Origin of the sequence: Phytobacter sp. SCO41 (assembly GCF_003073275.1) — a bacterium.
In the GTDB taxonomy this organism is placed as follows: Bacteria; Pseudomonadota; Gammaproteobacteria; order Enterobacterales; family Enterobacteriaceae; genus Phytobacter; species Phytobacter diazotrophicus.
On record NZ_CP027225.1, the window covers coordinates 3,711,623 to 3,730,669 of the forward strand.

Consider the following 19,047-nt stretch of genomic DNA (forward strand, 5'->3'; position numbering starts at 1 on the left):
TATATAAAGACAAAAAAGCATTTGCCTTACCAAATGTAAAGAAGTTTAAAGAAGAGCGCGTGGTCGGGTGCAGTGTTTCAGAAAAGAAAAAGGGCGGCATCTCTGCCACCCTCATTGTTTAAGCGAACCGTTAAGAAGCGTCTGCCGTACCAGGTAATGTCTCCGGTAGCTGAGCCGCGAAGCCGCGCAGACCCACCACGTGAACATGCTCGTGGTTCTGGAAGACTTTACGCACCAGTTTATAGGTGGTGCCTTTTTCTGGACTGATGTTCTCCGGAGCCGCAATAATCAATTGCATTTCAAGGCGTTCGCAGAGTTCGAACAAGGTTGCGATGGAGCGGGCATCCAGACGTGCTGCCTCGTCGAGGAACAACAAGCGGCATGGCGAAATATCTTTACCACGCAGACGTCGCGCCTCGTCTTCCCAGCTCTGAACAACCATCACGAGGATAGACATCCCGGTACCGATAGCCTCACCGGTCGACAGGGCCCCGGATTCCGCACGCAGCCAGCCATCCGAACCACGGTTGACCTCCACTTCCATCTCAAGATAGTTGCGGTAATCAAGCAACTCTTCGCCGATGGTTTGCGGCGTACGCTGACCAAGATCGATTTGCGGATTCAGGCGTTGATACAGTTTCGCCAGTGCTTCGGAGAAGGTCAGGCGATTGCTGTTAAACAGGTCCTGATGCTGCTCATGCTGCTCGGAAAGCACCGTCAAAAGCATTGCATGACTCTCGCGGACGTTAACATTCAAACGGACACTGTGTACCTGACCGAAGGAGACGTTTTGCAGCCCCTGGTTAAGTTGACGGATACGGTTCTGTTCGCGCTGAATCGTTTTGCGAATGATATTCGCTACGCTACGAGAGCTGATCGCCAGTTTCTGCTCGCGGGAGGTTAGCTCTTCCGTCAGACGGCTAAGTTCAATCTCCATCTGTTCGATAGCTTCAACCGGATCGTCAGTACGAATAATATCCTGGCGGATACGTTCGCGCAGATGCTGGTAAACCGCGACAAAGAACTGAATCTTACGCTCCGGACGTTTCGGATCTTCCGACATACGCAGCACATCACGCAGATGTTCGTTGTCCGCCACGGCGAGGCGCAACGCACCTAATGCCTTATCCGACATGGAACGCAGTTCGTCACCAGAAAGGTAAGCCAGTTCACGACGATGCAAGCGACGTTCAACGCCGTTATCTTTCACCATTCGCATCACCGCACACCAGCCTGCTTTCGCCGTGACGACCTGTTCGCGCATCTCATGATAATCACGTTCAAGGCGACGCAACGCACGGGTCAGGTTATCCATTTCCGCTTCGCAGAAGGTCAGCGCTTTTTCCAGTTGATTGCGGCGGGCACGGTTGCCGGACAACTGGGCATGCAGCTCGTCGCGACGAATACGCGCGCGCTCCTCCGCACCACTGTCGGCACGGACACCAATTTCCTGCAGCTCTTTTTGCAGATCGTTGAGCAGTTCTTTTTTGGTATCGAACGAGCTTTTCAGCGATGCCAATACCTGGTTGTACTGACTGAGCTGGGCCGCGTGGCTACGCAGCGCCTCACGTGTACGGCTACGTTCACGTTCTGCCTGTTCGAGCCGCTGACGCAGCTTCTCGTTGAGATCGTTATTGCCACTGAGCATTTCCGCAGAATCGGAATAGCTAAAGTGCGCCCGGCGCTGTACAACTTCGATCAGCGCAAACGCCTGCTGGCGTGCTTCACGCTGCACTTGCTGGGAATACGCATAATCTTCTTTCAGTTGTTCATACTGTTCCGGGTCATTTTGCAGCACAGAAACAACGGGCTCCAGTTTCGCCAGATGATTGCCAAACTGTTGAATAAAACGCACGGCTTCCTGAGCTTCGTCCAGCCGCTCCTGAATTTCATCAACGCGATCGGCCAGGGTTTCATCTGCCAGCAAGCTCAGGCGTGGCAGCAGGCGGTTAAGCTGAGCAACCCCCTCTTTCGCCTGCTCGAACTGCATGCGGTTCTGCTGGTTGTCATTCTCATGATTACTCAGCGCGCGCTCCAGTTCACCACGGCGGCCACTGAGCGTACGAATTTCAGCTTCCGGGTCTGGATCAAACGCCACGGCAAGATGGCTACCGATAAAACGGCTGAAGGCCTGATGCAGGCGCTGCGTTTTCTGCACGTCGAAGGATAATGTGGCAAAACGCTCGGCAAGCTCTTCACGCTCGGCGTGGAGCCCTTCGATACGGCTTTCACGTGCGGCACGACCAAACAGCGGCACCGACGGGAAACGGGAGTAGCGCCACTGACGATCGGCTATCTTAACCACCACCGCTTTTTCCAGCTCATCGACGCTGAACACACTGTCATCGAAAGATTGCGGATCCCCTTCAATCAGATAGAGATCTTCCGGGCAATCCTCGAGCCCTTCAAGCTGTTCCGAAATGAGGGAGAGGTCCGGGACCACGATCGCGTGACGTGATGGGCCATACAACGCGGAAAAATAGGGCGCATCGTCAAGGCTAACGTCATCGTAAATTTCAGAGAGCAGTACACCGCCAAAGCGTTCAGCCAGCGTGTTAAGACGCCCGTCTTCGGAGCCACCCGGCTGACTCAGACGTTCGATTTCTTCGTCCACCGCACGCTTACGTGCCCCGACTTCATCGCGTTCAACGATAGCTTCGCGTTCACGCTCCAGCAATTGTTGCAGGTATTCCGTCACTTGCTGGCCGGATTCAAACTGCTCGCCGCTCTGCTCACACAACTGGGTCAGGCTGCTTTGCGCTGCCAGCCAAATCGGTGCGCGCTGGGTCAATATTTGGATGCGTGACTGTAGCTGTTCCAGCTCCTGGCGCAACGCCATACGCTGCTCACCGGCCATGGCCACATTCTCGGAAAGCGCGGCAATTTGCGCCTCCAGCTCATGATGCAGAGCCTCAAGTTCGTCAGCGTCGTACTGTTTATTCTGCCGTTTGCAGAATTCCGCCAGCATGCGTTCAGCATCCTGTTGCTCACGCAGACGCTGTTCCAGTTCGTTCAGACGCGCGCGCAGCGATGGCGCCTGTTCTGCCAGATGGCGCTGGTTTACCCCTTCTCGTAAAAGGTCACGTGCGACATCCCAGGCTTCATCACGGGCCAGCGGACCATTGATAGCGACGACCAACTGGTAAGCTTGTTCAAACTGGCTGTGCGCGGTTTGCGCCACGCTCATACGTTGGTCAAGCGACAGGAGTTTCTCTGTAGCTTCCTGCTCTTTCGCCTGGAAGGTTTCCAGCCATTCGTCTGCCGTTTCTGCCGTCAGGTTCGGTAGCTGGCAAAGTTCTTTTGCACGCTGTAAGGCCTGTTGTGCCTGATTGTACTGAATCGCGCGGGTTTGCTGCACATCCAGAGCCTGTTGGTAGTCGGCAAGCTGGTTTTTCAACTCATCCACTTCCAGTTCAGCGGCCTCGGCGCGCGCTTCGTTCTCTTCCTGATGATCGGTAGCTTCGGCCACCACTTCATTTTGTTCTTCAAGGCGGATTTGCAGTTCGTCCAGATCCGACTCGTAGCGCTCAATTTTTTCCTGCTGGCGCAGCGCGGTCTGCACCAGGTTCAGGTGATCGCTGGCGGCCTGATAGTCAGCCTCAAGATCCCCTTCTGCCCCGGTGTGTTCTGCCAGTTCGCGCGCCATATCGACATGTTTGTATTGCTCAGCCGCCAGCTTTTGCCGTGAACTGAACAGATCGCGACGGAATGTCAGCGCCTGATCGAGGTGAATACGTCGTTCGTTGGCATGGCGCATGTAATCCGCCGCCACATAGTTGGTCGCTTCACTGATCAAGTGCTTGAACAGATCGCGATCCGACTGGGTAACGCGAATCGCTTCCAGCGTCATGCGGTTTTCGCGCAGTGCCGCTTCCATATCCTGGAAGGCTTTACGTACACCGCTATTTTCCGGCAAGAGATAGTCGCGCAGAGAACGGGTGATCGCACTGGAGATACCGCCATACAGCGATGCTTCGATCAGGCGATAGAATTTGCTGCGATCGGATGCTGAGCGCAAGCGACGTGCGACGATGCCCAAATCGAACATCAGAGAATGATAATCGGTGATGGAGTTGAACTGCTTAAACTGCACCCCTTCCATCGCATCCAGCTTTTCCTTCACTTCCTGCAACGGCAGCACGCGCGCCTGACGCTCGTTAAGCGTTTCTGTCAGCAGTTGTGTCGGCTGAACCGCCGTTGGCAGCCCCTGAATAGCGAACGGTTTGATATCGACTTTACGATCGCGACCGGCCACCTGTTGCAGGCGAACCCCCACCAGCACGCGCTGATGACGCGAGTTGATCACATCAAGAACAGAGTAGCAGACCCCGGCTTTCAGTTTACCGTGCAGGCCTTTGTCACGAGAGCCAGACGTCGCGCCTGCCTCGGTGGTGTTACGGAAGTGCAGCAGCGTTAAGTCCGGGATAAGCGCGGTGACGAACGCCGCCATGGTGGTGGATTTACCGGCACCGTTTCCCCCGGACAACGTGGTCACCAGTTCGTCCAGGTCAAACGTACGGGCAAAAAAACCGTTCCAGTTAATCAGCGTCAGTGAGCGAAATTTACCGCGATCAATCATTATTCTTCCTCTCCACTATCCGGCTGATTGTCTTCGTTCTCATCATTGAGCTGCAGGTGATTTTCTACAGGCATGGCTTCACCGTCGCGGATCAAGCGCCGCTGAGCCTCGCGTGCATCGTCACCAGAGCGCACATCCGCGCCGAAGCGGAACACAGACTCGGTAATACGAAACTTGCTGCTGTCGTTACCCATAAACCAGATCATGCCAAGACGACGCAGGCGGTTCAGGGAGGAACGCACTTTTTCCTGTAATTTTTGGCGATCCAAATCAGAACCGGTTGAGCGGTTGTTCACCAGCTTCAACAGTTTGGCTTCGTCTGCCAGCGCCATCAGCTCGTCATACAGCTCCTGCTGAGTGAAGATACCTTCATTGGCCAGACGCTCCGGGCTGAGATAGAGGTAACAAAGAATTTTACCGACCATCATGTCCAGTTCAGACAGTACCGAGCGTGGGATCAGCGTTGTCGAGCGCGGGCGCAGGTAGAAAAAACCTTCTGGCGCACGGATCAACTCAACGTTGTAACGCCCGTAAAACTCCTCCAGAAATTCCTGGAAATCCATTAAAAAGGCGTGATTATCCAGCTCATCAAGGCCGATATGGCGGCCTGAGCGCAGCGCACTGTCGAGCGCCGGAAAGAGTGGGTTTGCCAACGCCTGGGCCAATTTGATCGGCATCACTTGTTCAATATTTGTCAATGACATGCGCCTGTACCTTGGCTCCGTAATCATTAATCGGCTGCCATTTTGCTGGCAGGCCGGTGAAATCTGCTTGCGCTACGCCGAGGCGTACCGCCTGATCAATGACGATCCGCGCGATATCAAAATGCCGCGCGCGCGGGTACCGCGCCAGATATTCGCGTACAACCAGCCCAAGATCCAGTGGAGCTTGTCTGGTTTTATATATCGCCAGTTGTTCTTCGATCATCGCCGCAAGTTGTTCGCGGATTTCGTTGAACTCTTCATATTCCAGGTCAGGCGGAAGCTCACCTGTAACCTCGGCATCGCTCAACGCAATCTCTTCATCGCGCATATCCAGCAGCCTGTCGGCGTTCGCATAGGTCAATGCCCAGGGAGCATCGAAGTAACCCTGTACCGACTGGCGCAAACGCTGGGCAAATACGCGGTTTTTATCCATATCGATAGCGGTACGAATAAACTTGTGTACGTGGCGATCATAGCCAATCCACAAATCGATAGCCTGCTGTCCCCAACTGACGATACGGTCCAGCTTGCTCTGTAAATCAAAAACCAGCCGGTCGACAAACTCCAGATCGTTATGCGCCAGCGTCGCGTCCTGGATACGTAATAAGTTCGCCTGCAGCTTATCCCCTGCCGCTTCCAGCGTATCCTGTAATTCACGCAGCGTACCGGAGGTTTCGGAGAGTAACAGCTCACAGCTTGAAATAGCCGCACGCCAGTCTTTATTCAATAACTGAGCGATATCATCTTTGACTAACTGCTGCTGCTCATCCATCACGCGCTGGGTGAGATCGATGCTGTCGAAAATTTCTGCCACCGAGTATTTCAACGGCGCATAGACGTTGCGATGCCAGTGGAATTCATCCCCACCCTCATCTGCGGCATCAGCAGCGCGTTTCAGTTCTCCCGCCACGATAGATAACTGCATGGACAGGCGCAGCGTAGAAAACTCACGCTGGCGGATATAGTAATCGGTAATGCCAATGCCGAGCGGCGTCAGACGATAGATGGCATTACCGTCAGCCAGTTCGCTGGTAAAACGGTTTAACAGGCGCTGACGCACCATATCGTTTATGGCATTGTTCGCACGCTGAGCAATGGTTTCGCCGCTTTGTTCAAATGCTTCGCTGACGTGGCGAAACGCATCAACAAGCTCTCCCTCGCTCATTTCGCCATCCAGGCGTTCACCGTTCAGCGTGGCAACCGCCAGCAAAAACGACAGTCTGTCTACCGGAAGCGTGATAGAGAAATCGTTTTTCCTGGCCCAGGCAACCAGTTCGGGAACTGTCTGGGAAAATTCACTCATCGTTCATCCTTTCATCTCTCTGCGGCTTGAGCGCGGTCACATGGATATAACGCCCCAGGCTGATATACGGCTCCTGACGACAATATTGCGTTTCAAGTTCAAGCAAGGAGTCAAAACAGTCACGTTGTTGGTGTTTTTCGCGTAAGTAATCGTGAAACACCCGAACACCCGTTTTCCCCGTGATCTGCCAGCCAATCGCATTCAGCCAGCTATAGACTTCATCCGGATGTCGCGGATAATCCGGGGACAATGTGCGCTTTTTCTTTTTAGGCATACCCGCCAGCACATAGTCGAAATTACCTGCCACCATATTGTGCATCAACAGGCCATTAGCATTGTAAAACATCAACGACAATGTCCCCGCGGGCTTTAAAACCGACCACAGCGTTCGCAAAACGTCCACCGGTTCAGCGACCCATTCGAGCACAGCATGGAACAATATCAGATCGACGGGCGATTCCAAATGTTGCGCAATGTCCTGAGCGGGGCATTGTACAAAATGCATGTTACCGCTCACACCTTTCTCTTCTGCGGCTGCGGTAGCACGCGCAATCATCTCCTGCGACACATCACACAGCGTCACATGATGACCCCGTTCTGCCACACGAATCGCTGTCTGGCCTTCTCCGCCGCCCGCATCCAGTACACGAAGCGTGCGATCGCCCATTTCGGCGAGAACCCTATCCAAATCCTGCCAGAGGATCGCCTGACGCAGTTGACCTTTGGTCGTGCCATAGATATTGCGGGAGAATTTTTCCGCGATGTCATCGAAATTACGATCCTGCATGGCCGCTCCGCGATCCTGACAAAACCGCTATTTTGTCACAGCCGTGCTCAGAATGAACCCATCTGGTGTAAGATCCACGCAAAACGCCTGCTGTATGGTTAAAAAGGAGACGGACGCGTGCTTTTTACGCTCAAGAAATACATTGGCGGCCTGATGCTGCCCCTGCCGGCATTGCTTATATTGATTGGTTTTGGGCTGTTGCTTGTCTGGTTCAGTCGCTGGCAAAAAACGGGCAAAGGCATCATTAGCGCAAGCTGGTTGATTCTTCTGCTGCTGAGTCTGCAACCCGTTGCGGACAAAATGCTCAAACCCATCGAGGACAGCTATCCCACCTGGCGCGGCGCAGAGACGGTCAAATATATCGTGGTTCTGGGCGGCGGCTACACCTGGAATGACGCCTGGGCACCAAGCTCAAATCTCATTAATAACAGCCTGCCACGTTTGAATGAAGGCATTCGCCTGTTACATCAGAATCCTGGTGCGAAATTAATCTTTACCGGCGCGGCGGCAAAAACGAACCCGGTCAGCACAGCAGAAGCCGGAGCCAGAGTGGCGGAGAGCCTGGGCATACCGCGCAGCGATATCATCACCCTGGATTCACCGAAAGATACCGAAGAGGAAGCTGCCGCCGTCAAACAGGCTATTGGCGATGTGCCTTTTTTACTGGTGACGTCCGCATCACATATGCCAAGGGCAATGGTTTTCTTCCGTAATGCGGGGCTCCATCCCCTGCCCGCTCCCGCGAATCAGATGGCTATCGTTTCCCCTCTCAATCCGTGGGAACGCGCCATCCCGTCCCCGGTCTGGCTTATGCACAGCGACCGGGTCGGGTATGAAACACTAGGGCGGATCTGGCAGTGGTTGAAAGGTGACTCAGGAAAGCCAGGGAAGGAGTGACTTAGACGCCAAATCAAAACTGGGGCGACTGAAGTGGCCGGTATTCACCAGTTTCGCCACTTCATCCCACAGCAAATAGAGCCAGCGCCGCCACATAAAGGATTCTGCGACCGGTGCGCGCTGGAGATAATGCCAGAACAGCCCTTCGGCCAGCGGGCCATCCGCCAGGCGGAACAACTCATATTCTCGCGGCGCCCAGAGCATAATACCCGGCCCGACCATCGCCAGAAGCTGGTCGCTCCGGGCATCTTTCAACATACTGCGCAAATTGAAATTGCCATGCACCAGTACACAATTGTCGTTGAACCCTTCGAACAGCGACGGCAGGCACTCCCTGGTGCGGAAGAGGATACGTTTATCCTGCATCGTGAGCCCCGTATTGTGGTACTGATTCAGCGTGGTCCATAGTACTTCTACCCGCTGGCGATACCAGGAGGGCCAGATGTTCTCCTGAGTATTGTCCACCATTCCCACACAGCCGTGGCTGTCCTGTCTGTGCCAGGACAATAACCCTTCCACGATTTGATCTTTCAGATGTTCCCAGCGTTCGGGGGTACGTGCAGGCGCTTCAACCGGCACGCCGCGCAGGCGTTCCATAAGCAGGACATCTGGCCCTGGATGTTCTTCATGGGTCATTACGCCATACACGACAGGCATACGTACCGTGCCACTGCGTGCCAGCATTGAGATTTTCCATGCCAGTTGACGTGCAAGGCCAGGGGTGGAAAAACTCCTCGCCAGTAACGGCATCGGATTTCCCTGGCTGTCATACAAGGACCATAACGTCGTATCAGGTCTCTCGCTGACACATTCCATGCGGCTCAGCTTTTCACCCAGCAGGTGGCTTAATTCAGCGCGCAGTTGTTCCATATCAGATTGCCCTCATGAAGACTACTGCTTTTATAATGAGCGCCGGATGACGGGATGTCACCTGATGAGATCAAATCAATACGAGAATTTGCTGGAAAAAAGCAAATCCCCTCAGAGTGAGGGGATTGAGAAGGGAAAATTAACGCATTTCAGCGCGCACGCGCACCAGATCTTCCTGCGTATCAACCCCTGTACCCGGAACTTCCGTCGCAACAGCGACGTGAATTTTTTCGCCGTACCACAGTACGCGTAGCTGCTCCAGCATTTCGATATTTTCAAGCGGACTGGCTTCCCAGTTTACATAACGGCGGATAAAGCCGGCACGATAACCGTAAATACCGATATGACGCAGGAAGGTATCACCAATTGTCTCACGAGAAACAGCAAAACGGTCACGATCCCACGGAATGGTCGCCCGCGAGAAATAGAGCGCATAGCCTTGCGCGTCGGTTACCACTTTCACCGCGTTCGGATTAAATGCTTCATCGGCATGATGAATCGGCACTGCCAGCGTAGCCATGCCAATGTCGCGAGCGGCCAGGTTTTCTGCCACCTGACGAATAATGGCCGGCGGGATCATCGGTTCGTCGCCTTGCACATTGACGATCACGGTGTCATCACTGAAACCACATTTTTCGACAACTTCGGCCAGACGCTCCGTTCCGGACTGATGATCGGCGCGGGTCATGCAAACCTCTCCACCCGCCGCTTCTACCGCACGCGCAACATCAGCATGGTCGGTCGCAACAATAACGCGCGCCGCCCCTGACTCACGCGCACGTTCCAGCACATGCACCACCATGGGTTTCCCATTGATATCAACCAAAGGTTTGCCCGGTAAACGGGTGGACGCGTAACGCGCTGGAATAATGACAACGAAACTCATGGCCGACTCTCTTCTTCTGTTAATGAGCGCGCTTCGTTTTCCAGCAGCACTGGAATGCCCTCGCGCACGGGATAAGCGAGGCTATCCACTTTGCAAATCAGTTCTTGTTTATCCTGGCTGTAATAGAGTTTGCCGTTACAAACCGGGCAGGCGATGATTTCCAGTAACCGATGATCCATATTTCCTCCTGGCGGATCTGACGCATGATCCGCAAATTTTACCATATTCATTGGTCAGGCTGCGTCGACTTCCAGCCCCTGACGATGCTCAATAAAAAGCCCTTCCGGCAGTTTTCCAAAGGTAACACGCTGCGCGCCTTGCCAGCGGGCAAAATCACCGATAGCGGTTATAAGCCCATTTTCAAGCATGCGCCCCGGTTTTACCCCGTTTTCCAGGTAGAGCGCAATGACCTCCAGCACCGCTTCTTTGCGATGCATTTTGGCATCCATTCGCCCGACCAGACGGCCACGATGCAGTAGCGGCAGCACAAAATAACCGTACTGACGTTTTGGCGCAGGCGTATAGCACTCCAGCCGATAGCTAAAATCAAACAGTTGTTCCGCCCGTTTGCGATCCCACACAACCGGGTCGAAAGGTGAGAGCACAGCGCTATGGGTTGCCGTCAGTTTTCCGGCTGCCGCGAGTTCAAGCTGCGGCAATAAATCAGTATGCAGCCAGGCGGGGCCAAGCTTTTCGACATCCACCGGGACAATGTTGCCCTCTTCCTGGAGACGCTCAAGCAACAGAGGTAACGCAGGCTGGCGCAGACGGTAATAATCCGCGAGCCATTCAGCACGAAAGAGGCCCAGGCTGCGCGCACTCTTCGCAAGCATAAGGTGTTCGGCCTCAGCCTGCGTCAATAAGTCACGCTCGTCATTCCAGTGTGGCATCACCCGATGAGTAAGATCATAAACGCGCTGGAAATTGCGGCGTTCGATAACCATCACCTTCCCTGCGGTAAACAACCCTTCCAGATGGCGCTTATGTGGCTTCCATTCCCACCATCCGCTGGCCCCTTTACGCGGATGTTCAAAATCAGCCGAACGAACGGGGCCGTTTTGCTGAATGTGTGCGATGAGCGACTCAATTTCCTGCGCATGCTCTTGCATCCATGCCTCGCGATACTTCCAGCCCATCTTATCCGGGGCAAGCATACGATGGCGGAATAAGGCAAAATCGCTACGAGGTAAAAAGCAGGCTTCGTGCGCCCAGTACTCCATCAGTTCGCCATTTTTCAGCGCGTCATCAAGCCACTGGGTAGGGTATTTGCCAAGACGGCTGAAAAGTACCAGATAGGGACTACGCGCCACAATGTTGATGGTATCAATTTGTAGCAACGACATACGTTGAATCGTCGTCAGGATGTCGCCAGGGGTGGCGCGACGGGATGGTTTTCTCAGTAAGCCCTGAGCGGCAAGATGAAGATGACGGGCCGTTTGCAGCGTGATTTGTGGCACAGACATAGGCTTCCCGGTTGTAGAACACGGCGCGCCACGACAAGAGCGTCAGCGCACCAGATTTATGAGTTCCTGCAACAACTTCTCTGCTTGCTTATCCTCAAGATGCGCATCCACAGGCAGATACCACCAGTTATTTTCCGCAAAGGCGCGACACTTGACGGCATCTTTTTCCGTCATGATAAGCGTCTGCTCTGGTTCAAGCAGTGCCGCAACATCCTGCCGGGAAAGTGCCTGATGGTCGGCCAACGCAACGGTTTTCACCGGACGCGCGCCGCTTTCATGCAGCGTAGCAAAAAAACGCGGAGGATGACCAATTCCGGCCATTGCAACCAGATTTTGCAACGCATTGACATTACGGCGCTCACCGGTAAGTAAATTCACGGCCAACCCTGGCTGCAATCGCATGGCTATTTCGCCAGGCTGCGCAATGCCACCGTTGGTGATCACAGCGTCAACGGTTTTAAGACGCGATGCCCGCTCACGCATCGGCCCTGCGGGTAGCCACCAGCCGTTACCAAAACGTCGCACGCCATCAATAACGACAATTTCTTTATCGCGGTGCAGACGATAGTGCTGCAAGCCGTCGTCGGTGACGATCAGTTGCACAGGTGAGTCCGCCAAAAGTGCTTTAACGGCATCGACTCTGGCGGGAGACACAGCGACAGGCGCGCCCGTACGCTGAAAAATAAGCACTGGCTCATCACCCGCCTCGGTGGTCGTAGTGTCAGGGGTAAGCAACAGCGGGTAGTGCGCGGCTTTACCGCCATACCCTCTGGAAACCACACCTACCCGGATACCGCGCTGCTGTAACTGTTCAACCAGCCAGACAACTACCGGCGTTTTACCATTGCCGCCCGCAGTCAGATTACCGACCACGACAACGGGAACGGGTGCCTGCCAGGCTTTTTTCAACCCCAGACGCCAGCACAAACGAATAATGCCGCTGACCAGGCCATAGAGCCAGGACAGCGGTAATAACAATAGCCACAGCGGTGATTCACCGGACCAGATGCGCGCAATCATTCGCCAAACTGCATTTTATGCAACTGCGCATAGACACCACGTTGCGCCAGAAGCTCGCTATGGCTTCCACGCTCAACGATACGCCCATCTTCTACCACCACGATTTCATCTGCCTGCTCGATCGTAGAAAGGCGGTGTGCAATCACCAGTGAGGTACGGTTTTTCTGCAATTCATTAAGCGCCGCCTGAATCGCACGCTCGGATTCCGTATCCAGTGCCGATGTTGCCTCATCCAGGATAAGGATGGGGCTGTCACGCAACAGCGCACGGGCAATCGCAATACGCTGACGTTGGCCGCCGGAAAGCAGTACACCGTTTTCACCGATAATGGTGTCCAGACCATTGTCCATCTTATTGATGAAATCCATGGCATAGGCCATTTTCGCCGCCTGTTCGATCTGCTCACGGCTGTACTCTTCCGTACGGGCATAGGCAATGTTATTTGCCACGGTATCGTTGAAGAGGTGCACATTTTGCGAGACCAGTGCGACCTGGTTACGCAATGACGTCAGCTTATATTCACGCAGATCATGACCATCCATCAGGATCTGGCCTTTATCAATGTCATAGAAGCGCGTGATAAGACTCGCCATGGTCGATTTACCCGAACCAGAGCGGCCAACCAGCGCCACCGTTTTTCCTGCAGGAATACTCAGGTTGATATTACGCAGTGCAGGCGTCTCGCGCCCCGGATAAGTAAAGGTCACATCACGGAACTCAACGTCGCCTTTTGCACGTTCAATCACCAGCGTACCTTCGTCTTTTTCCTGCTCGCTATCCAGAATCGCGAACAGCGTCTGGCAGGCAGCCATCCCGCGCTGAAACTGTGCGTTGACGTTGGTCAGCGATTTAAGCGGGCGCATCAGAGCAATCATTGACGAGAACACCACGGTAATGGTCCCTGCCGTCAGGGTATCCATCACGCTTGGGAAACTTGCGGCATAAAGCACAAATGCCAGCGCCAGTGAGGCAATAAGCTGAATGATCGGGTCAGAAATGGATGATGCAGAGACCATTTTCATGCCCTGCAGACGCATCTTGTTACTGACTTTCTCAAAGCGGCTGGTCTCTACTTCCTGACCGCCAAACATCAGCACTTCTTTATGCCCTTTCAGCATCTGCTCGGCGCTGGTGGTTACCTGCCCCATCGTGTTCTGCATGTTTTTGCTGATATTGCGAAAGCGCTTTGACACAACGCGAATAGCAAAAGAGACGATCGGCGCAAGTACTATGAGGATTGCCGACAGTTGCCAACTGTAATAGAACATCATCACAAACAGACCGATGATAGATGCCCCTTCACGAACCACAGTGATCAGCGCACTGGAAGAGGAAGAAGCGACCTGTTCAGAGTCATAGGTAATGCGGGACAGGAGCGTCCCGGTAGATTGTTTGTCGAAGAAGGATACGGGCATCCCCATCATATGACCAAACAGGCGGCGGCGCATGGTCATTACCACCTTGCCAGAAACCCATGAAATACAGTAGCTGGATATATAGCTGGTGACGCCGCGTAAAATCATCAGCCCGATAACCACCAGTGGCATCCACAGCAACACTGAGCGGTCCGTTTTACCAAAACCATCATCCAGTAATGGTTTGAGGAGCGATAACATGAATGTATCGCTGGCTGCGTTGAGGATTAACGCTACTCCCGACACGATCAAACCCGTTTTAAACGGCGCAATGATGGGCCAAAGTCGGCGGAATGTCTGCCATGTAGAGAGATCTTTGTCGTTATGCATTCAAAAAACCAGCACTTGTTGAAATAGCCGCATATTCTACCCGTTATCTCCAGGTACGCCAAACCACTGATGATACCAACGTGGGAAAATTTGCTCGCGTAAGCTTAAGATTTTCCAACCTTGCCGCGAGAATAAGACTGTTATTTGCCCATGATGCGGCGTATCAAACCACTGGTAAGCCTGTTGCCGATAGCGCTTTTGCACTTTTGCCGACGGCAAACGCCAGTTGTTGTAACGCGATGCCGATGCCAGCGCCACCTTTCCATTCACCCTCTGAATAAAAGGGAGCGTGGAAGAGGTGTTGCTGCCATGATGAGGCACCTGGATAAGTGTAGCCTGGAGATGCTGCCAGTAATGGCTCATCATCGCCATTTCCCCTGCGCTTTCAATATCTCCCGTAAGCAGTATGCTTTGTTGCCCGTCATCGACTTTGACCACGCACGAGCGATTGTTTCCCTTCATTTGCACGCCGTTGAGTGGCCAGTGCGCCGTGAAAGTAAGCCCCTGCCATTGCCAGCGTTCACCGCGAAAACAGGGCTGATGGCCGGCCCAGCCCAACGGGCTTTTAACCCACAGTGATGGCCAGTCGGCGAGAAGAGTATTAAGCCCTCCCCGATGATCGAGATGCTCATGGCTGAGAATAATGCCTTCCGGTTGCAGATGATGCCAACGCAACCACGGGGTAATCAGTTGCTGCGCGCTATCCCCACCCGGCCAGGCAAGCCCGGTGTCGTACAAAATTGCTTTACCGTTGCGTTCAATAACCATCGCCAGCCCCTGGCCTACATCAAGCATATGTACCGCCCAGTCACCGTCGCGATGGGTCTGCCAAAAAGGGAATAGCAGGAGAAGAACTGCCGTACAACTGGCAGCAGGAAAGGTGCGCCAGCAGCGTAATTTTCCCATGATAAGAAAAAACCAGGGAAGCCAGGCTAGCCCAAGCCAGCGCGCATCGACATCAATCCAGCCGAGCGGCAAGCTCTGCAGAAACCAGAATAAAATCGCAAGAGAACCATCAGCCAGATACCAGACACATGATTCAATACTTTGCGGGCCGATAAGATGCAGCAGCATACCGAAGAGGACAAGTGGGACCGTGACAAAAGTAACCAGCGGTACTGCGATTAAATTCGCCGCCATTGAACTCAGGCTAAGGCCGTGAAAAGACAAAACCTGCAGCGGCATCAGTAATAATGTCATTCCCGCCTGGATATACAGCAGGTCGATGAGGATCCGGCGCCACCAGCACAGGTTATGAATCCGTAACGGGAGCCACTGATACCAAAAAATCAGTGCCGCGACGGCGAAAGCAGACAGCCATAAACTTTGCGACAACACAGCAATAGGGTCGATAAACAGTATACCGGCAATGCAGCACACCCAGACCTGCCATGGTGTCCACAAGCGCCCGGAGAGACGTAATGCAGCCCATATGCCAATAGAGAGACTGGTTCGAAAGGCGGGTGGCTGCATCCCCGTTAAGCCGGCATAGCAGATAGCACAGACCACACCTATCAGTAGCGGTAAATGCCAGTTGATTCGTCTTGCGGGGAAAAAGCGCTGCACGCCTCTGGTCAGTAGCACACCCATCATCGCTGTCAGTGCGATATGCAGCCCCGATATGGCCATCAGATGGGCTGTGCCCGTCTGACGCATGATATCTTTTACGTCACTATCCAGCGCCGCACGTTCACCAAGCCCCAGCGCCATGATGACCTGCCGCCAGGGGTACGCTTCCAGATGCGTACTCAGCGAATTCAGATATCGGCCACGCCAACTACACTGGCCATTTACAATATTTGCCTTCACAAAGCGACCGGTCAGCGGTAAATGCGACGACAACGCATGGCGCTGAGTATCGAATCCCCCATCATTGAGTTGCCCATGTATAGGCCGTGCTCTTATGGTCATATCCCACTGCTGACCAACGCACACAGATTGCGGCAAATATTCGCCGTAGAGCGTAATGCCTGCCGCGGGAATGAGGCGTTTACCATCCAGGTGGGTGATGTCAGCATAGTGCGTTGTTGCATGATCGGTGCCGGTAATCACTACCCTCACCTGCCGATTCGCACCCGGCAAATGTTGTGTAGGCCACAGGACCTGTAATGCCGCCAGTAATCCCCAGGCGAAAAACAGAACCGTAAAACCTGCATAGCGAATGTAGCGCTGATGCCTGCTGGCGAGCAGTAATCCTGTCACAGCTATCATCCAGACATGTTCAATTTCAGGCAGTGTCGGGAGAAATAATAGTGGCAATATGCCTAAGTTCACACAAAGTGCTAATGCAGGTAATGGCATGCCCACCTCCTTGTTACGGGAAGTGTGACCAGCGTTACGTATGCCGTCTGGCATGATTTTCTTGTTTTGCGGCGAGGGTGGGCAGATTTAAACGCGCTTGCATCTAAAAACACGCATTTTGCGAGCAGCTTTCCAGGATGCAAGGACCAGAAATGAAAAAAGCACCTGTCGGTGCTTTTCACGATGATTAGGTTTCAATACAGATTAAAACTTAACCTTCATAAATATTGGCGCGGTCACGTAATTCTTTACCCGGCTTAAAGTGCGGAACGTATTTCCCTTCCAGATCCACTTTATCGCCCGTTTTCGGATTACGTCCGGTGCGGGGTGCACGATAGTGCAGAGAAAAACTGCCGAAACCGCGGATCTCAATACGCTCACCCTGGGCAAGAGTAGAGGCCATATGCTCCAGCATCTCTTTCACCGCGTCTTCCACCGCTTTCGCGGGAATGTGCGATTGCTGGCTGGCAAGTCTTTCAATCAATTCTGACTTGGTCATGATTCCTCCGGTTTCCTTCAGGGCAAATTAGCTTAACAGCTTGAACAAGGGCGGCCGTAGCCGCCCTTTGTGCTTGATTACAGGACGAAATCTGTAATCTGTCAAGTATACTCATCATACTTCGCGTGTCAGACACCATTGCTTCGCAATATCGCCCCGGTCATTTACCGAGGCGATGTACTAACAGCCGTCTGGCAGTCCAAAGTATGGCGAAATATTACTCGCCTTTAGCTGCTTTGAAGGCTTCTGCCATAGCGTTGGAGAAGTTGCCGTCTTCCTGTTTGTTGTTAACAGTTGCGATAGCATCTTTCTCGTCAGCTTCGTCTTTAGCACGAACAGACAGGCTAACTACACGGTTTTTACGATCAACGCCGGTGAATTTAGCTTCAACGTCGTCGCCTACGTTCAGAACCAGAGTTGCGTCTTCAACGCGGTCACGGGATGCTTCAGAAGCACGCAGGTAACCTTCAACACCGTCCGCCAGTTCTACGGTTGCGCCTTTCGCGTCAACTGCAGTTACTTTACCGGTTACGATCGCGCCTTTCTTGTTCAGAGCAACGTAGTTGTTGAACGGATCTTCTGCGAGCTGTTTAACGCCCAGAGAGATACGCTCACGCTCTGCGTCAACCTGCAGAACAACAGCTGCGATTTCGTCGCCTTTTTTGTATTCACGAACTGCTTCTTCGCCTGCAACGTTCCAGGAGATGTCAGACAGGTGAACCAGACCGTCGATGCCGCCGTCCAGGCCGATGAAGATACCGAAGTCAGTGATAGACTTGATTTTACCTTCAACACGGTCACCCTTGTTGTGGGTTTCCGCGAACTGCTGCCACGGGTTAGCTTTGCACTGTTTCAGGCCCAGGGAGATACGACGACGTTCTTCGTCGATATCCAGAACCATAACTTCCACTACGTCACCAACGTTAACAACTTTGGATGGGTGGATGTTTTTGTTGGTCCAGTCCATTTCGGAAACGTGTACCAGGCCTTCAACGCCTTCTTCGATTTCAACGAAGCAGCCGTAGTCAGTCAGGTTGGTTACGCGACCGGTCAGTTTAGTACCTTCCGGGTAACGTTTAGCGATAGCAACCCACGGATCTTCGCCCAGCTGTTTCAGGCCCAGAGATACACGGGTACGCTCGCGGTCGAACTTCAGCACTTTAACAGTGATTTCGTCGCCCACGTTGACGATTTCGCTCGGATGCTTAACGCGTTTCCAGGCCATGTCAGTGATGTGCAGCAGGCCGTCAACGCCACCCAGATCAACGAATGCACCGTAGTCAGTGAGGTTCTTAACGATACCTTTAACTTCCATGCCTTCTTGCAGGTTTTCCAGCAGTTGATCACGTTCAGCGCTGTTCTCGGATTCGATAACGGCACGACGAGAAACAACAACGTTGTTACGCTTCTGGTCCAGCTTGATGACTTTGAATTCAAGCTCTTTGCCTTCCAGGTGCAGCGTGTCGCGAACCGGACGAACGTCTACCAGAGAACCTGGCAGGAACGCGCGAATACCGTTCAGCTCAACAGTGAAGCCGCCTTTGACTTTGCCGTTGATAACACCGGTAACAGTTTCAGCTTCTTCGTACGCTTTTTCCAGCGTGATCCAAGCTTCGTGACGTTTAGCTTTCTCACGGGACAGCAGGGTTTCACCGAAGCCGTCTTCTACTGCATCCAGAGCAACGTCAACTTCGTCGCCAACCTGGATTTCCAGTTCGCCCTGGGCGTTTTTGAACTGCTCAGCCGGAATGGCAGACTCAGATTTCAGACCGGCGTCAACCAGTACTACGTCTTTGTCGATAGCAACAACAACACCACGAACGATGGAACCCGGGCGGGTTTCGATTTCTTTTAAGGATTCTTCAAACAGTTGAGCAAAAGATTCAGTCATGTTTAATCTTCAGGTTAATATTAACGTCCACCTGGCTCCGTGCCGGATGGGGTTGTTTCACATACCCGCCGTCAATCCTTTGCAGCGGGGGTACTACTAATT

The 19,047-nt window shown here is 53.3% G+C and carries 14 protein-coding genes; 1 reads left to right on the plus strand and 13 read right to left on the minus strand.

Features of this window, described 5'->3' with window-relative positions:
- Positions 1-130 precede the first annotated feature (130 nt).
- From mukB to cmoM, 4 genes are read right to left on the minus strand one after another with little or no spacing between them, the layout of a single operon-like run.
- On the minus strand, positions 131-4,579 hold the full coding sequence (mukB, locus tag C5523_RS18210; RefSeq protein ID WP_039078561.1) for a chromosome partition protein MukB: 4,449 nt from the start codon (positions 4,577-4,579) through the stop codon (positions 131-133).
- On the minus strand, positions 4,579-5,283 hold the full coding sequence (mukE, locus tag C5523_RS18215) for a chromosome partition protein MukE (protein WP_039078560.1): 705 nt from the start codon (positions 5,281-5,283) through the stop codon (positions 4,579-4,581). The genes mukB and mukE overlap by 1 nt, the downstream gene beginning before the upstream one ends.
- Positions 5,264-6,586, minus strand: coding sequence for a chromosome partition protein MukF (gene mukF / locus C5523_RS18220; protein ID WP_039078559.1), 1,323 nt, complete (start codon positions 6,584-6,586; stop codon positions 5,264-5,266). The genes mukE and mukF overlap by 20 nt, the downstream gene beginning before the upstream one ends.
- Positions 6,579-7,373, minus strand: a complete 795-nt coding sequence (gene cmoM / locus C5523_RS18225) for a tRNA uridine 5-oxyacetic acid(34) methyltransferase CmoM (RefSeq protein ID WP_039078558.1) — start codon at positions 7,371-7,373, stop codon at positions 6,579-6,581. Before cmoM ends, mukF begins: the two co-directional genes overlap by 8 nt.
- A gap of 117 nt (positions 7,374-7,490) precedes the next feature.
- Between cmoM and elyC the strand changes: the two genes are divergently transcribed.
- A complete protein-coding gene (gene elyC, locus C5523_RS18230; RefSeq protein WP_108701729.1) occupies positions 7,491-8,270 on the plus strand; it encodes an envelope biogenesis factor ElyC in 780 nt (259 codons plus the stop codon).
- Here the strand turns inward: elyC and C5523_RS18235 are convergent.
- The 9 genes from C5523_RS18235 to rpsA form a co-directional block, all read right to left on the minus strand.
- Positions 8,247-9,140, minus strand: coding sequence for a YcbJ family phosphotransferase (locus C5523_RS18235; protein WP_039078556.1), 894 nt, complete (start codon positions 9,138-9,140; stop codon positions 8,247-8,249). The genes elyC and C5523_RS18235 overlap by 24 nt on opposite strands.
- 139 nt (positions 9,141-9,279) lie before the next feature.
- Positions 9,280-10,026, minus strand: a complete 747-nt coding sequence (gene kdsB, locus C5523_RS18240; protein ID WP_071194686.1) for a 3-deoxy-manno-octulosonate cytidylyltransferase — start codon at positions 10,024-10,026, stop codon at positions 9,280-9,282.
- Entirely contained in the window at positions 10,023-10,205 is a 183-nt protein-coding gene (locus C5523_RS18245) for a Trm112 family protein (RefSeq protein ID WP_039078554.1), read from the minus strand. Before C5523_RS18245 ends, kdsB begins: the two co-directional genes overlap by 4 nt.
- Positions 10,206-10,259: 54 nt before the next feature.
- Positions 10,260-11,489 carry a winged helix-turn-helix domain-containing protein gene (locus C5523_RS18250; protein WP_079496815.1) on the minus strand — a complete coding sequence of 410 codons (1,230 nt, stop codon included), beginning with the start codon at positions 11,487-11,489 and terminating at the stop codon, positions 10,260-10,262.
- Between the two features lie 42 nt (positions 11,490-11,531).
- A complete protein-coding gene (gene lpxK, locus C5523_RS18255) occupies positions 11,532-12,509 on the minus strand; it encodes a tetraacyldisaccharide 4'-kinase (protein WP_071194688.1) in 978 nt (325 codons plus the stop codon).
- The gene (gene msbA / locus C5523_RS18260) at positions 12,506-14,254 is read right to left on the minus strand and encodes a lipid A ABC transporter ATP-binding protein/permease MsbA (protein ID WP_039078551.1); all 1,749 of its coding nucleotides are present in this window, start codon (positions 14,252-14,254) and stop codon (positions 12,506-12,508) included. Before msbA ends, lpxK begins: the two co-directional genes overlap by 4 nt.
- A 36-nt stretch (positions 14,255-14,290) precedes the next feature.
- Positions 14,291-16,555 carry a ComEC family protein gene (locus C5523_RS18265; RefSeq protein ID WP_108701730.1) on the minus strand — a complete coding sequence of 755 codons (2,265 nt, stop codon included), beginning with the start codon at positions 16,553-16,555 and terminating at the stop codon, positions 14,291-14,293.
- 211 nt (positions 16,556-16,766) lie between these two features.
- Positions 16,767-17,054: an integration host factor subunit beta gene (gene ihfB / locus C5523_RS18270; protein WP_039078549.1), complete on the minus strand. Its 288-nt coding sequence runs from the start codon at positions 17,052-17,054 to the stop codon at positions 16,767-16,769.
- A 217-nt stretch (positions 17,055-17,271) separates the two neighbouring features.
- On the minus strand, positions 17,272-18,945 hold the full coding sequence (gene rpsA / locus C5523_RS18275; RefSeq protein WP_039078548.1) for a 30S ribosomal protein S1: 1,674 nt from the start codon (positions 18,943-18,945) through the stop codon (positions 17,272-17,274).
- Positions 18,946-19,047 lie beyond the last annotated feature (102 nt).